This window comes from Streptomyces sp. NRRL B-24484, from assembly GCF_000717715.1.
Taxonomy (GTDB): Bacteria; Actinomycetota; Actinomycetes; order Streptomycetales; family Streptomycetaceae; genus Kitasatospora.
In genome coordinates this window covers 1-15467 of the sequence record NZ_JOAI01000058.1, presented here as the reverse complement: position 1 = coordinate 15467, position 15467 = coordinate 1, and the positions used below count along the sequence as shown (strand labels likewise).

At 71.1% G+C, this 15467-nt stretch carries 11 protein-coding genes; 9 read left to right on the top strand and 2 right to left on the bottom strand.

Annotated features, from left to right (window positions below; translation table 11 throughout):
- Nucleotides 1–54 precede the first annotated feature (54 nt).
- Nucleotides 55–1599 (bottom strand): Na+/H+ antiporter, encoded by a 1545-nt coding sequence (locus IE98_RS0136360; protein WP_030276267.1) that lies wholly within the window; start codon nt 1597–1599, stop codon nt 55–57.
- 572 nt (nt 1600–2171) lie between these two features.
- Nucleotides 2172–2927 (bottom strand): DUF4118 domain-containing protein, encoded by a 756-nt coding sequence (locus IE98_RS0136355; protein WP_030276266.1) that lies wholly within the window; start codon nt 2925–2927, stop codon nt 2172–2174.
- A 535-nt stretch (nt 2928–3462) separates the two neighbouring features.
- On the opposite strand from IE98_RS0136355, the gene kdpB (IE98_RS0136350) reads away from it, so the two are divergent.
- The 9 genes from kdpB (IE98_RS0136350) to kdpB (IE98_RS0136310) all read left to right on the top strand — a co-directional run.
- Nucleotides 3463–5589, top strand: coding sequence for a potassium-transporting ATPase subunit KdpB (gene kdpB, locus IE98_RS0136350; RefSeq protein ID WP_030276265.1), 2127 nt, complete (start codon nt 3463–3465; stop codon nt 5587–5589).
- 146 nt (nt 5590–5735) lie between these two features.
- Nucleotides 5736–6164 (top strand): hypothetical protein, encoded by a 429-nt coding sequence (locus IE98_RS45410; RefSeq protein WP_052391448.1) that lies wholly within the window; start codon nt 5736–5738, stop codon nt 6162–6164.
- Nucleotides 6165–6531: 367 nt separating this feature from the next.
- Entirely contained in the window at nt 6532–7347 is an 816-nt protein-coding gene (locus IE98_RS0136340) for an SDR family NAD(P)-dependent oxidoreductase (protein ID WP_030276263.1), read from the top strand.
- A gap of 32 nt (nt 7348–7379) precedes the next feature.
- Nucleotides 7380–7454, top strand: coding sequence for a 50S ribosomal protein bL37 (locus IE98_RS52720; RefSeq protein ID WP_380419867.1), 75 nt, complete (start codon nt 7380–7382; stop codon nt 7452–7454).
- Between the two features lie 216 nt (nt 7455–7670).
- Nucleotides 7671–9533, top strand: coding sequence for an APC family permease (locus tag IE98_RS0136335; RefSeq protein WP_078661587.1), 1863 nt, complete (start codon nt 7671–7673; stop codon nt 9531–9533).
- Between the two features lie 196 nt (nt 9534–9729).
- On the top strand, nt 9730–11763 hold the full coding sequence (locus tag IE98_RS0136330; protein ID WP_030276260.1) for an APC family permease: 2034 nt from the start codon (nt 9730–9732) through the stop codon (nt 11761–11763).
- 332 nt (nt 11764–12095) lie between these two features.
- Nucleotides 12096–12185, top strand: a complete 90-nt coding sequence (gene kdpF / locus IE98_RS48575) for a K(+)-transporting ATPase subunit F (protein ID WP_043175966.1) — start codon at nt 12096–12098, stop codon at nt 12183–12185.
- Nucleotide 12186: 1 nt separating this feature from the next.
- Nucleotides 12187–13848 (top strand): potassium-transporting ATPase subunit KdpA, encoded by a 1662-nt coding sequence (kdpA, locus tag IE98_RS0136315; protein WP_030276258.1) that lies wholly within the window; start codon nt 12187–12189, stop codon nt 13846–13848.
- The coding region (kdpB, locus tag IE98_RS0136310; RefSeq protein WP_043175965.1) for a potassium-transporting ATPase subunit KdpB at nt 13848–15467 on the top strand (1620 nt) is incomplete at its 3' end. The genes kdpA and kdpB (IE98_RS0136310), both read left to right, overlap by 1 nt.

Genomic DNA, 15467 nt, shown 5'->3' with positions numbered 1-15467 from the left:
GATACCGATCCCGCGGACAGGCTGCAGGGGAGACTGCGCCGACCGCGCGGGCCGTCAGGCGGTGCCGAGGCCGGTCTCCTCGAGATCGAGGTCGCGCTGCAGGGTGCGCCGAGTGGTGTCGCTGATCCGGTGGTCGTCGTAGAGCCGGCGCAGCTCGTCGCCCTGGACGGCGATGACCTCTCGGCGCAGTTCGCGGTAGACCACCAGCGCGGGTGTTCCGGCGGCCGGTTCGTCGTGGGGTTCGAGCCTGGCCTCCAGGCCGCGGCGGACGCGGTCGACGACGTGCCCGGGGATGGTCTCCAGATCGGCGAGCTGGTCGAGGTGGGTGAGGCCCGCCCGGGTGAGTGCGCCACGGGCGTCCTCTTCCTCACGGGCGGTGTGTTCCGGTTCGAGCGCCAGCCCGGAGCGGTTGACGACGGGTGCCAGGCTCAGCCCCTGGACGACGAGAGTGAAGACCACGACGGCGGTGGTGAGAACGAGCACCAGGGCCCGCCCGGGCAGCTGGGTGCCGTCCTCGGCGGCGAGCGGGATCGACAGCGCGGCGGCGAGCGGCATCACCCCGCGGGTGCCGGCCCAGCTGACCACGGCGGCGATCCGCCAAGAGGGTCGTCCGCGGCTCGGCCCGACCGCCGCGGAGAGGGGGAGCATCCAGAAGACGCGCAGTGCGATCAGCACGGTGGCGATGGCGAGGGCCTGCAGCGGCCACATTCCGCTTCCGCCGGGGAGTTCCCGGACCAGCGTGGGCAGCTCCAGGCCGACGATGCTGAAGACCACGCTCTCCAGCAGGAAGACCACGACCGCGTACACGGCGTGCAGCTGGAGCCGGATCCGGGCGTCGGTCAGGCGGTGCCCGGAGCGGCCCAGCAGCACGCCGGCGACGACCACGGCGGTGACGCCGGAGGTGTGGGCGGACTCGGCGAGCACGTAGGCGCCGTACGGGGTGACCAGGGCGATGACCGTCTCCAGCACCGGGTCGGTGGTGCGGCGGCGGATCAGGGTGACCCCGCCGGCGACGGCGGCGCCGATCGCGCTGCCTCCACCGGCCAGCAGGACGAACTGCCCTCCCGCCGCCTGCCAGCCGACCGCGCCGGTGGCGACGGCGACGGTGACGGCGACCCGGAACAGCACCAGGGAGGTGGCGTCGTTGAACAGGCTCTCCGCCTGGACCAGGACCTGTACCCGGCCGGGCAGGGCGAGCCGTCGACCGAGTGCGGTCACCGCGACCGGATCGGTACTGGCCAGGACCGCGCCGAGAACGAATGCCATCGAGGCCGGCAACGGGGTCAGGGCGGCGGCGAGTGCGCCGACGAGGGCGGCCGAGGCGAGGACGAGGCCGAAGGCGAGGATCGTGACCGGCCGCCACACCGAGCGCAGATCGCGCAGGGACAGTTCCTCGGCGGAGGCGTAGAGCAGCGGGGGCAGGACGACCAGGCCGATGGTCTCGGGGGCGATGTGCAGGGCGGGTGCCCCGGGTATCAGGGCGACCGCGATCCCGGCGAGTACCAGGAGGGAGGGTGCCGGTATGCGCCAGCGGCGGGCGCCGGTGGCCACCGTGGTGGCCAGGACGACAAGAAGGAGGACTGCCCCGACCGCGCGCATCGCCGAAACCCCAGCTCAGTTCGCGAGGGCGCCACGGCGGTCGCCGCGGTCCGTCCCCCGGCCGACCAGACTTCCCGGCACACCGTTGGCGATCATTTTATCAAGGCCTTAGCACCTCGAAGGTTCGTCCGGTTCATGGAGTGCTGCAGGGGCGGCCCCAGCCGCGAGCCTGTCCGTCCAGGGGAACGTGACCGGCGTCCGAGCACGCGCGCTGACGCTGCTCGACCTCGCCGCACGCGGACCGGCGGGACTGACGCTGCCCGCGGCGGCGGCATGCGTGGCGTCCGACGAGTACCAGGACACCCTCACTCACGAGCGGTTGATGTTCCGGCGGATCCAGGAGTCCGTGGCGTCATCGGCTGACCGCCTTCGCACAACGCCGTCAGCGATCCGTCATGACGGAGCGGGTGGGCGTCATGACACCGTTAGGTAGTCCCGGAGCCGATCGTCCGCGGCGTAGCGTCGGGCGCACCGAAACCGACTTCGACGGCCAGGTGGCGGGTTGAGGCCGGCCGCAGGACTGATCACGTCCTGTGGGCCGACTCGTCCTCATCCGGTGCGTCCGGCGTCGGTCAGGCCGCCTTGACCGGCCGGGTGAGGCTGTCGAGCGCGGCGCCCGCGTGGTCGGCCAGGGTCACGGCGACCAGGCGCGCCTGCCGGGAGGGCACTGTCCCAGGGGTGGGTTCGAGCATGAAGCGGCCGACGTACTTGCCGTTGCCGAACATCCGCAGTTCGACGTCCTCCTCGGGCAGGCCGAGGGCGTCGGCGTCCCAGGTGCGGCGGCCCACGGTGACGGAGCCGTCGTGCTGCAGGCTCGGCGGGTGGCCGATCAGGGAGCCGTACTCGAATCGGCAGTTGCGCAGCTGGAGGAGGTCCACCAGCTCGTCGCGGACGTGGTCCACCACGGTGAGCGCGGAGTTGGCGTTGCGGGCCAGGACGGCGGTGTCGTGGATGCGGGCGAGGTAGCCCGCGTCGGTGATCGCTATCACCTGGAAGCGCCGGGCGCGGGCGGCGAGTTGGGAGACCGCGAGGCCTACGGCGAGCAGGAGCACGGCGGTGGTGATGTCGGTGCCGGCGTCGATGGCGAACCGCTGGTAGGGCTGGGTGAAGAAGAAGTCGAACCAGACGGCCGCGCTGAGCGCCGCGACGGCGCCGGCCAGCCGGTGGCCGAGCGCGGCCACCGCGACGACCATGACGACGAGCAGCAGGGCCACGTTGGTGTTGGCCATGCTGTCGCGGAACGGCAGCAGGACCAGGCTGAGGACCAGCGGGGCAACAGCCGCCACGAGCAGGGAGAGCGGCCCCCGCAGGGTGAGGTATCGGCGCATGGTGCACCTCCTGTTCTCCGGTGTAACAGGCGTGGGGCGGAAGTCTGGCCCCGGCGCGGTCTCGTTAACGGGATCCTTGCGCTCGGTTCCCGCTCCCGGCCGTTCGGCGCCGGTCGCGGGCGAGCAGTACCCGCAGCCCGGCTCGCGTGGTGGCGGGCACGACGCGGTCCTCGGTGCCGGCACGCGGCGCGCACCAGCGCCGGGCCCGGCACACCCTCGACCGCGCGGCAGGAGGCGGCCAGGCTGCTCAGTGCGTCGGTCACCCCGACGAGTGCCCTGGATTGCCCGCCCATGACCCCGGCGGACACCGGAACGGAGCAGGGGTCGGGGTCCCTGCCGCGACGATGGCGGATCGGCCCCCAAGTCCCCCGGGGTCCTGGCAGCAGGTCTGCGTCAACGCTCCGTCAATCGGTGCTGGCGCAGCGTCAGGATTCCGTCAGGGCCCGGGCAGCGGTGTCGCGCTGCGCGGTTGGCTTGACCGCCGGCCGTCGGGTCGGCCTCCAGCTGCCGGTCCGCGCCCGAGGAGGTCTGCCGCATGCTCTCCCTTGCTCCCGAGAAGGACGTCGTCGCGCCCGCTCCGGTGGGGCGGCCCCCGGGTCGGCGGCACCGGGCGGGTGGTGCCCTGCTCGACCCGAAGCAGCTGGCCGCGGCCCTGCCGGAGGCGCTGCGCAAGCTGCACCCCCGGGTGATGGTGCGCAATCCCGTGATGTTCGTGGTCGAGGTCGGTTCTGCGCTGACCACCCTGTCGGCGATCCTCTCGCCGAGCGTCTTCGCCTGGCTGATCAGCCTCTGGCTGTGGCTGACGGTGGTGTTCGCCAACCTGGCCGAGGCGGTCGCCGAGGGGCGCGGCAGAGCGCAGGCGGCCTCGCTGCGTCGGGCCCGGACGGGCACCACGGCGCGGCGGCTGCGCAGTTGGCGGGTGGGGCTGACCCGGTTCGAGGAGGAGACCGTTCCCGCCGGGCGGCTCCGGCTGCACGACTTCGTGGTCGTGCAGGCGGGGGAGACCGTTCCCGGTGACGGCGATGTGGTCGACGGGATCGCGGCGGTGGACGAATCGGCGATCACCGGCGAGTCGGCGCCGGTGATCCGCGAGGCCGGCGGCGACCGCTGCTCCGTCACCGGCGGAACGACGGTCCTGTCCGACCGGATCGTCGTGCGGATCACGGCCAAGCCGGGGCTGACCTTCATCGACCGGATGATCGCCCTGGTCGAAGGCGCGGAGCGGCAGAAGACGCCGAACGAGATCGCGCTCAACCTGCTGCTCGCCTCGCTGACCGTCGTCTTCATCCTCTCCGTGGTCACGCTCCAGCCGATGGCCGTCTTCGCGGGCGCCGAACAGTCGACCGCGGTGTTGGTGGCTCTCCTGGTGGCGCTGATCCCGACCACGATCGGCGCCCTGCTCTCCGCGATCGGCATCGCCGGCATGGACCGGCTGGTGCAGCGCAACGTGCTCGCCATGTCCGGGCGGGCCGTGGAGGCGGCCGGCGACGTGGACGTGCTGCTGCTCGACAAGACCGGCACCGTCACCCTCGGCAACCGGCAGGCGGTCCGCTTCCTGCCCGCCCCGGGTGTGCCGGACGACCGGCTCGCCGAGGCGGCCCGGCTGTCCTCGCTGGCCGACGAGACGCCCGAGGGCCGCTCCATCGTGAGCCTGGCCAAGGACTACGGCTTGCGTGAGCGTGCGCCCGGGGAGTTGGGACGCACGGAGTTCGTTCCGTTCAGTGCGCAGAGCCGGATGAGCGGCGTCGACCTGCTCTGGCCGGACGGAACGGTGATCAGCGTGCGCAAGGGTGCCTCGGCGGCGATCTCCGCGTGGGTGTACGAGCGGGGCGGGCTGGTGTGGGGCGAAGTGCTGGAGGCCGTCGACGCGATCGCCGCCCAGGGCGGCACCCCGCTGCTGGTCGCCGTCCACGACCGGCACGGAGCGCGCGTGATGGGCGTCGTCGAGCTGAAGGACGTGGTCAAGGACGGCATCCGTGAGCGCTTCGCGGAGCTGCGCCGGATGGGCATCCGGACGGTGATGGTCACCGGAGACAATCCGCTCACCGCGCGGGCGATCGCGGCCGAGGCGGGGGTGGACGACTTCCTGGCGGAGGCCACGCCCGAGGACAAGCTCGCCCTGATCAAGCGCGAGCAGGAGGGCGGGAAGCTGGTCGCCATGACCGGCGACGGGACGAACGACGCCCCGGCACTCGCCCAGGCCGATGTCGGCGTGGCGATGAACACCGGGACCTCGGCCGCGAAGGAGGCCGGCAACATGGTCGACCTCGACTCCAACCCCACCAAGCTGATCGACATCGTCGAGGTCGGCAAGCAACTGCTGATCACCCGCGGCGCCCTGACCACCTTCTCCATCGCCAACGACGTGGCGAAGTACTTCGCGATCATCCCCGCCATGTTCGCCGGCGCCTACCCGGGCCTGCGCCACCTCAACATCATGGAGCTGCACAGCCCGACGTCCGCGATCACCTCGGCGATCATCTTCAACGCGCTGATCATCGTCGCGTTGATCCCGCTCGCCCTGCGCGGAGTGCGGTACCGCCCGGCCTCCGCCTCCCAGCTGCTCGCCCGCAACCTCCGTGTCTTCGGTCTCGGCGGACTGGTCCTCCCGTTCGTCGGCATCAAGCTGATCGACACGCTTGTGGTGCAGTTCCTCTTCTGAGCAGGGCGGGTCGCCGGCTTCGCACGTCAAGAATGCGTTGGGATCGGGGCCTGTGGCGTCAGGAACCCGTCAGGATCGGCTTCGCGGGGTGCGACGGCGGCTTGGCTGACGACCGACGAATGTCCGACCGCCGAGGGAGCGCACCCGTGAGGCTGTACCGTGTCCGGCCCGGGGGCCGCTGGCTTCACCCGGCGGTGCAGCGACTGGGCACCGGCATGTCCCTGGCCGCGGCGCTGACCGTGAGCGGCTTCCTCACACCGGTGCTCGGCTGGGTCGGGGAGCTGAACGCGGGCTGGTACACCTTCGGCGCGTACGCGCTGCTGTGCACCCTCGTCGGTGCCGTGTCCCGCCCGACAGCGGCACCTCTGACAGGTCTGTCGGGCTGGCTGTTCTTCAACGGCTTCGCCGTCCACCGCTACGCCGTGCTGGGTTGGGCCGGCCGCACGGACTTGCTGCGCCTGGGCGTCCTCACGGTTGCCGCGCTCCTCGCGGCCCTGCCCGGTGCGATGCCGCGGCGGAGGATCAGGCTCGAGGTCGTCCAACTCGCCGATCACCTTGCAGAAGACCGCTGTTGAGCGATGTCAAGGATTCGTCAGAGCGGGTGACGGTCCCTTGCGGGGCCCGGCTGGCGACACTTGAATGGACGTCATGAACCGACCGGCACGCCACCACGACCGCCCGCCGCATCCGCGGGCGCTGGGCTGTGCCACGGTCGTCGTTCGCACGGTCCGGTAGGGATCGCCTCCCCGCGCCGCACCCGATCGTGCCGCGGCAGACGGGCAGAACAGCAGCCCGCCTACCGGTCGTGTCCCCGCCGGGCGCCCAGAGCGCTGATGCTCGCGCCCGGCGGGAATTCCGCTGCCACCTTCCGCACCTCCGGCACCCGGACGCGCCCTCGCGCGTCCCGGGACCCCGGGGTGCCCTTCTGCCTGGGATCGAGCCATGTCCGAAGTCCTGTCCGCCTGTACCGCCCTCGTGACCGGTGCCTCCTCCGGGATCGGCTGGGAGACGACCCGGCTCCTCGCGGAGCACGGTGCCACCGTCGTCCTGCACGCCCGCACCCTCAACGAGGGCGAGCACGCGATCGATCGCCTGGTGGCCCGGGGCGTCTCCCGCGACCGGCTCCACCTCGTCACCGCCGACTTCACCCGCCTCGCCGAGGTACGGAACCTCGCCGCCGCCGTGGCGGCGGCCTTCCCGGCGCTGGACCTGCTGGTCAACAACGCGGCGATCATGGCGCCGGAGCGGTGCACGCTGAGCGAGGACGGCATCGAGGTGTCCTTCCAGGTCAACTTCCTGGCGGCGCACGTGCTGGCGAACCTGCTGCAGGACTCGCTCTCCGCAGCGGGTGACGCCCGGATCGTCAACGTCTCCTCCTCGCTGCACCGCACCGCCGCGATGAACTGGAACGACCCCAACCGGGTCAAGAAGTACTCCCGGGTCGCCGCCTACGCGCAGTCGCAGCTCGCGCTGAGCATCGACACCCTCGCCATGGCCCCCGAGGGCTCCGGCATCACCGCCGTCAGCGTGAACCCCGGCCTGTGCGACACCGCGCTGCTGCCGCTGTACGGACGGGTCGGTGCGCCGCCGGCCGAGGGCGCCGCCGCGGTCGTCCGGCTCTGCCTGCCGGACGTCCGCCTCATCAACGGTGAGTACTACGAGGGCGGCGACATCGCACCGACCGCGATCGCCGTCCACGAGGACCGCTCGCAGCGTCGCCTGGGACGGCTTGCCGACCGACTCGTCACCGGAGCCTGACCCACCCACCCGCACCACCGGACAGGAGAGACGTGTCCAAGCGCGCCCGGAAGAAGAAGGCCCGCCGCAAGAAGAAGGCCAACCACGGCCGCAAGCCCGGCCAGTAGCCGGCCCTGAACCCACCCGGCGCCGCGTGCCACCGGCGCCGGGTGTCATCCTGCGAGCCCCCGGGAGCCCCGTCGCTCCCGGGGGCTCGGGCTGCTCCGCCGTCAGGACGGCATCAAGATCACGGGGTATGCCGTCAGGACGCCGTAGGGAAGGACTCCGCCGGTCGGAACGTGTCGGACGATCGCACCAACATGCCCTGTCCGTGGAGGTACCCGATGTCCGGTCCCGTCGATCCGTTGCCCGCCGGAGTCCAGGAGGCGGCCGAGCCCGAGCCGCCCGACAACCGTCCGGCCGACGACCGCCACCGGCTGACCGCCCTCGGCGGTCTGGCCGCGCTCTCGCTCGATGCGATGGCCTCCGTGGCGTACGGGCCCGAGTCGATCGTCCTGGTGCTGGCCGCGGCCGGCGGGTACGGGCTCGGGTTCACCCTGCCGGTGACGGCGGCGATCGCGGTGCTGCTGGCGGTGCTGGTCGCCTCGTACCGGCAGGTGATAGCGGCCTTCCCGGACGGTGGCGGCTCATACGCCGTCGCCAAGGCACACCTGGGCAGACGTACGGCGCTGACGGCCGCCGCCTCGCTGGTGATCGACTACATCCTGAACGTGGCGGTGTCGGTGACCGCCGGCGTGGCGGCGCTGACCTCCGTCTTCCCCGGGCTGTACGCGGACCGGGTCTGGCTCTGTCTCGGTGTGCTGGCTCTCGTCACGGCGGTCAACCTGCGGGGCATCGCCGAATCCGCCCGCTGGTTCATGGCACCGACCGCGGTGTTCGTGCTGTCGATCCTGGCGATCATCGTCGTGGGCCTGTTCCGGGACGCGCCCGCCTCCACCGAGGCCGCCGCCGGACACGCCTCGGCACTGGCCGGCAACGCGAGCACCGTCGGCGCGCTGCTGCTGCTGAAGGCCTTCGCCTCCGGCTGTTCCGCGCTAACCGGTGTGGAGGCGATCGCCAACGCGGTGCCGTCCTTCCGGACACCCGGCGTCAAGCGGGCGCAGCGCACCGAGGTGGCCCTCGGCGCACTGCTGGGCGTCATGCTGATCGGCCTGGCCGTGCTGATCGGCCGCTTCCACCTGCAGCCGGTCGAGGGCGTGACGGTGCTGGCCCAGCTCGCGGACGCCTCGCTCGGCCACGGCTTCGGCTTCTACCTGGTCCAGTTCGCCACCGTCGTCCTGCTGGCCCTGGCCGCCAACACCTCCTTCGGTGGCCTGCCGGTCCTGATGCACCTGCTGGCGCGCGACAACCACGTGCCGCACGTCTTCGCGCTGCGCGCCGACCGCCAGGTCCACCGGCACGGCGTGCTCTTCCTGGCACTCGTCTCGGCCGCCCTGCTGATCGCCTCCGGCGGCGACGTCAACAGCCTGGTGCCGCTCTTTGCCATCGGCGTCTTCGTCGGCTTCACCATCTGCCAGGTCGGCATGGTCCGGCACTGGCGGCAGCAGCGCGGCCCCGGCTGGCACGGCAAGGCAGCGCTGAACGGCTTCGGCGCCCTGCTCACCGGCATCGCGACCCTGGTCGTCACCGGCACCAAGTTCACCGAGGGCGCCTGGGGCATCTGCCTGGCCCTGCCGCTGCTGGTGCTGCTCTTCGAACTGATCCACCGCGCCTACGCGCGGATCGGCGAGCGCCTCGGCCTCGGCCGTGTCCCCGCACCGGTCTCCCGCCAGCGCTCCCTCGTGATCGTCCCCGTCCACGCCATCACCAGGCTCACCAGGGACGCCCTCTCCGCCGCGGTGAGCCTCGGTGACGAGGTCCAGGCCGTCACCGTCGTCCACACCGCACCGGACGCCGAGGACCGGCAGGCCGCCGAGGCCCTGCGCCGCGACTGGGAACTGTGGCGACCCGGCGTCCCCCTGGTCGAGATCCCGGACGGCCACCGGCGCCTCGGCCGGCCCATCGCCGACCACGTCAATGCCCTGACTGCCGAACGCGCGTATGACCGGATCACTGTCCTGATCCCCGAGGTCGAACCCGCCCGGCTGTGGCAGCGCGTCCTGCAGAACCAGCGCGGCGCCGTCGTCGACCGCGCCCTGCGCCGCCACACCGACGCCGTCGTCTGCCGCCTCCGACTGCGCACGTGAGGCGCCAGAAATACCCCTTATGGCGTTTTCCGTGTGCGGATATTGACGATCCCTTAACGGTCTTCTTAACGCGCCCGAAACGGCATCAAATGAGAGCTGCTACCCATCTCACCTGTGGAAACGTTCAGCGGGCGGAGCAGTGGAGGGGGCCGTACGACAACATTGCAGCCGTGTGCGCAAGCCATACGCTCGATTTGTGTTCAACCTGCCCCAGGCGCTGAAGCGTCTCGTGATCGGCCGGGCGATGCGCAGCGAAGAGCTCGGCGAGACGCTGCTGCCCAAGCGACTGGCGCTGCCGATCTTCGCCTCCGACCCGCTGTCCTCCGTCGCGTACGCCACCGGCGAGATCCTGCTCGTCCTCACGGTCGGCGGTACCGCCTTCCTCTACCTGACGCCGTGGGTCGCCGCGGCGGTCGTCGTGCTGATGGCCGTCGTGGTGATGTCCTACCGCCAGGTCGTGCACGCCTACCCGAGCGGCGGCGGCTCCTACGAGGTGGTGTCGAAGAACCTCGGGGCGAGCGCCGGCCTGGTGGTGGCGGCGTCGCTGCTGGTCGACTACGTGATGACCGTTGCCGTGTCGGTGGCCTCGGGTGTGGACAACATCATCTCCGCTTTCCCCGGCCTGGCGGACTACCGGGTCGGCTTCGCGCTCGGCTTCGTCGTCCTGCTCACGGCGATGAACCTGCGGGGCGTCCGCGAGTCCGGGCGGGCGTTCGCCGCACCGACGTACCTGTTCATCACCGCGATCCTGCTGATGATCGGCACCGGCATGATCCGGGTGGTGTTCGGCGAGACCCCGGTGGCCGAGAGCGCGGCGTACGGAATCGAACCGGAGCCGGGCAAGGCGAACCTGGCCGGACTGGCGCTGCTGCTCCTCGCGCTGCGGGCGTTCGCCTCCGGCTGTACGGCGCTGACCGGTGTGGAGGCCATCTCCAACGGGGTGCCGGCCTTCCGCAGGCCGAAGTCGAAGAACGCCGCCACCACCATGGCGGCGATGGGCCTGACCGCGGTCGTGATGTTCGTCGGCGTCACCTGGCTCGCCATGATCGCCAAGGTCCACTACGTGGACGACCCCTGCCAGCTGACCGGCGTCTCCGGTGACTGCGCGAACTACACCCAGCCCACCGCGATCGCCCAGCTCGCCGCCTCCGTCTTCGGCGGCAGCGACAGCATCCTGTTCTACGTGGTCCAGGCCGCCACCGCGCTCGTGCTGATCCTCGCGGCCAACACCGCGTTCAACGGCTTCCCGCTGCTGGCGTCGATCCTCGCCCAGCACCGCTACCTGCCCCGCCAGCTGCACACCCGCGGCGACCGCCTCGCGTACTCCAACGGCATCATCGCCCTGGCGGTGGTGGCCGGCGCCCTGCTGTGGTTCTACCAGGCGAACGTCACCAGCCTGATCCACCTGTACATCCTCGGCGTGTTCACCTCCTTCACCCTCTCCCAGTTCGGCATGGTCCGGCACTGGAACGACGTGCTGCGCACCGGGACGGACCCGGCGGTGCGTTCCCCGGCGCGCCGCTCCCGGGTGATCAACGCCTTCGGTGGCGTGTTCACCGCCCTGGTGCTGGTGATCGTGCTGGCCACCAAGTTCACCCAGGGCGCCTGGCTCGCGGTCCTGGCCGCAGCGGTGCTGTGGCTGATGATGCGGGGCATCCGCCGCCACTACGACGCGGTCTTCGACGAACTGGCCGTCGAGGACGCCCGCGCCGAGTCGGTGCGGCCGGCCAGGGTACACGGAGTGGTACTGGTCTCCAAGCTGCACAAGGCCACCCTGCGGGCCCTCGGCTACGCCCAGGCGTTCCGGCCGGACAGTCTGGAGGCCCTGACGGTGGCGGTGGAGAAGGACGCCACCGAGGAGCTCTGCTCGCAGTGGAGCGCCTACGACGTGCAGGTGCCGCTCAAGGTGCTGGACTCGCCGTACCGGGAGATCACCAAGCCGGTCGTCCAGTACGTCCGCGAGTATCGGCGTAACCACCCGCACGAGGCGATCGCGGTGTTCATCCCGGAGTACGTGGTGGGGCACTGGTGGGAGCAACTGCTGCACAACCAGTCGGCGCTGTGGCTCAAGTCCCGGCTGCTGTTCACCCCGGGCGTGATGGTGATCAGCGTGCCGTGGCAGCTGTCCTCCGCGCCCCGGGCCGACCGGCCCGCGCGACGGGCGCCGGGGGCGATGCGGCGTGGCGAGCCGGCCCCGGTGCGGGACGTCCCCGAACCCGAGAAGCTCTGAGACCAGCGGTGTCCGGGCCCGGCGCAGCCAGGCTGCCCCGGGCCCGGACACGTTTCGGACGATGTCCGGTCTCGGCCGCGTGACGCCGTCGTCAAGGCGGCGTCAAGGTTTCCGGCCTCGCCGTATGGAGCGTGTCAGGACCCCGTACGGCCGCCTGACCTGCTGATTGGCTTCCTGTGCCGGTTACCCGCCGGCGTAGTGCGGACCGCGTCGGCCCCCGGCCCCGGTCCCTGAGCCACCCAGGTGGAACCCATGGCAGATCTCGTCTTCGTCGGTGTCACGGTCGCCGTGTTCGCCGTCATCGCCCTGATAGCGAAGGGGGTCGAGAAGCTGTGACCGCCGACAACATCGCAGGTCTCATCGTCGCCGTCGCACTCGTCGGCTACCTCGTCGTCGCGCTGATCTACCCGGAGAAGTTCTGACATGAGCTCCACTGCTGCCGGGTGGCTGCAGGCCCTCGCCCTGGTGGGCGCCCTGGCCCTGTGCTACCGCCCCCTCGGCGACTACATCGCCAAACTCCTGACCACCGCCAGGCACCTGAGAGCCGAGCGCGGCCTCTACAAGCTGGTGGGCGTCGACGGTGACGCCGACCAGCGGTGGCCGGTCTACCTGCGCTCGGTGCTGGCTTTCTCCGCCCTGTCGGTCCTCTTCCTGTACGGGCTGATCCGCCTGCAGACGCACCTGCTGCTGAGCCTGGGCGTGCCGGAGATGGAGGCACACCAGGCGTGGAACACCGCGGTCTCGTTCACCACCAACACCAACTGGCAGTCGTACAGCGGCGAGTCCGCGATGGGCCACCTGGTGCAGATGGCCGGTCTGGCGGTGCAGAACTTCGTCTCCGCCGCGGTCGGCATCGCCGTGGTCGCCGCGCTGATCCGCGGGTTCACCCGCAACCGCACCGACCGGGTCGGGAACTTCTGGGTCGACCTCACCCGCATCGTGCTGCGCCTGCTGCTGCCGCTGTCGATCGTCTTCGCCCTCGTCCTGGTGGCGAACGGTGTGGTGCAGAACTTCCACGGCCTCCACGAGGTGACCACTCTCACCGGCAACGCGCAGGCGATCCCGGGCGGTCCGGTGGCCTCGCAGGAGGTCATCAAGGAGCTGGGCACCAACGGCGGCGGCTTCTTCAACGCCAACTCGGCGCACCCCTTCGAGAACCCGAACGGCTTCACCGACTGGCTGGAGATCTTCCTGCTGCTGGTGATCTCCTTCTCGCTGCCCCGCACCTTCGGCAGGATGGTCGGCGACCACCGCCAGGGCTACGCGATCGTCGCCGTGATGGCGCTCTTCTGGGTCGCCTCCGCCGCACTGATCACCTTCTTCGAGCAGCAGCACGCGGGCCCGGTACTGCAGGCGGCCGGCGGGGCGATGGAGGGCAAGGAGCAGCGCTTCGGCATCGCCGCGTCGAGCCTCTTCGCGGCGTCGACGACGCTGACCTCCACGGGTGCGGTGAACTCCTTCCACGACTCGTTCACGCCGTTCGGCGGCGGTCTGACGGTCTTCAACATGATGCTGGGGGAGATCGCGCCGGGCGGTACGGGCTCCGGCTTGTACGGGATGCTGATCCTGGCGATCGTCGCGGTGTTCGTGGCGGGTCTGATGGTCGGCCGCACCCCGGAGTACCTGGGCAAGAAGCTCGGCGGCCGGGAGATGAAGTTCGCCTCCCTGTACATCCTCACCACCCCGGCGATCGTGCTGGTCGGCACCGGCATTGCGATGGCGCTGCCCGGTGAGCGGGCGGGCATGCTCAACAGCGGCCCGCACGGCTTTTCCGAGGTGCTGTACGCCTTCACCTCCGCCGCCAACAACAACGGTTCGGCCTTCGCGGGCATCACGGTGAACACCGAGTGGTACGACACCGCGCTCGGCCTGGCGATGGCCTTCGGCCGGTTCCTGCCGATGGTGTTCGTGCTGGCGCTGGCGGGTTCGCTCGCCCGGCAGCAGCCGGTGCCGGTCAGCGCGGGCACCCTGCCCACCCACAGGCCGCTCTTCGTCGGCCTGCTCTCCGGTGTGGTGCTGATCGTCGTCGGCCTCACCTACTTCCCGGCCCTGGCCCTCGGCCCGATCGCAGAAGGTCTCCACTGATGTCCACCACGCTCACCCCCGCCCCCGCACCGGTCGAGAACGGCGAGGCGCCGCACAGAGTCCGGGGCGGCCTGTTGGACCCGAAGCTGATCGTCTCCTCCCTGCCGGACGCGGCGAAGAAGCTCGACCCGCGGGTCATGGTCAGGAACCCCGTCATGTTCGTGGTCGAGGTCGGCTCGGTGGTCACCACGATCGCCGCGATCGCCGACCCGTCGGTGTTCGCCTGGTCGATCACCGTCTGGCTGTGGCTGACCGTCGTCTTCGCCAACCTGGCCGAGGCCGTCGCCGAGGGCCGCGGCAAGGCCCAGGCCGACACCCTGCGCAGGACCAGGACCGAGAGCGTCGCCCGTCGACTCGTCAACTGGCCTGCCTCGCAGGCCGAGGAGGAGGTGCCGGGCACTGCGCTGCGGCTCGGTGACCACGTGGTGGTCGAGGCCGGGCAGACCATTCCCGGTGACGGTGACGTCGTCGAGGGCGTCGCCAGCGTGGACGAGTCGGCGATCACCGGTGAGTCCGCGCCGGTGATCCGCGAGTCCGGCGGCGACCGCTCCGCGGTCACCGGCGGCACCAAGGTGCTGTCCGACCGGATCGTGGTGAAGATCGCCTCCGAGCCCGGCAAGTCCTTCGTCGACCGGATGATCGCCCTGGTCGAGGGCGCCGCCCGGCAGAAGACCCCGAACGAGATCGCGCTGAACATCCTGCTGGCCTCGCTGACGATCGTCTTCCTGATCGCCGTGGTGACCCTGCAGCCGATGGCCTCCTACGCGGGAGCGCCGCAGTCGACGGTCGTGCTGGTGGCGTTGATCGTGGCACTGATCCCGACCACCATCGGCGCACTCCTCTCCGCGATCGGCATCGCGGGCATGGACCGCCTGGTGCAGCGCAACGTGCTGGCGATGTCCGGACGGGCCGTGGAGGCCGCGGGCGACGTGAACACCCTGCTGCTCGACAAGACCGGCACCATCACCCTCGGCAACCGGCAGGCCGCCGAGTTCCTCCCCGCCGACGGCGTGGAGACGGGTGAACTCGCCGACGCCGCCCAGCTCTCCTCGCTCGCCGACGAGACCCCCGAGGGCCGCTCGATCGTCGTCCTCGCCAAGACCGCGTACGGCCTGCGGGCCCGCGCCCAGGGCGAGCTGGCGCACGCCACCTGGGTTCCGTTCACCGCACAGACCCGCATGTCCGGCGTCGACGTGGACGGCAAGCAGATCCGCAAGGGCGCGGCCGGCTCCGTCGCCACCTGGGTCACCGAGCACGGCGGCACGGTCGGCGCCGACGTGGCCCGGCTGGTGGACGGCATCTCCGCCGCCGGCGGTACGCCCCTGGTGGTCGCCGAGAAGGACGGCGCGAAGGCACCGCGGGTCCTCGGCGTGATCCACCTCAAGGACGTGGTCAAGGAGGGCATGCGCGAACGCTTCGAGGAACTGCGCCGCATGGGCATCAGGACGGTCATGATCACCGGCGACAATCCGCTGACCGCCCGGGCGATCGCCGAGGAGGCCGGGGTCGACGACTTCCTTGCCGAGGCCACCCCCGAGGACAAGATGGCGCTGATCAAGAAGGAGCAGGCCGGCGGCAAGCTCGTCGCGATGACCGGCGACGGCACCAACGACGCCCCC

Excerpts from the sequence above, each read along its gene's own strand:
- IE98_RS0136335 (WP_078661587.1), top strand. The coding sequence starts at position 7,671 with ATGTCCGGTCCCGTCGATCCGTTGCCCGCCGGAGTCCAGGAGGCGGCC.
- IE98_RS0136340 (WP_030276263.1), top strand. The coding sequence starts at position 6,532 with ATGTCCGAAGTCCTGTCCGCCTGTACCGCCCTCGTGACCGGTGCCTCC.
- IE98_RS0136355 (WP_030276266.1), bottom strand. The coding sequence starts at position 2,927 with ATGCGCCGATACCTCACCCTGCGGGGGCCGCTCTCCCTGCTCGTGGCG.
- kdpB (WP_030276265.1), top strand. The coding sequence starts at position 3,463 with ATGCTCTCCCTTGCTCCCGAGAAGGACGTCGTCGCGCCCGCTCCGGTG.
- kdpA (WP_030276258.1), top strand. The coding sequence starts at position 12,187 with ATGAGCTCCACTGCTGCCGGGTGGCTGCAGGCCCTCGCCCTGGTGGGC.
- IE98_RS0136360 (WP_030276267.1), bottom strand. The coding sequence starts at position 1,599 with ATGCGCGCGGTCGGGGCAGTCCTCCTTCTTGTCGTCCTGGCCACCACG.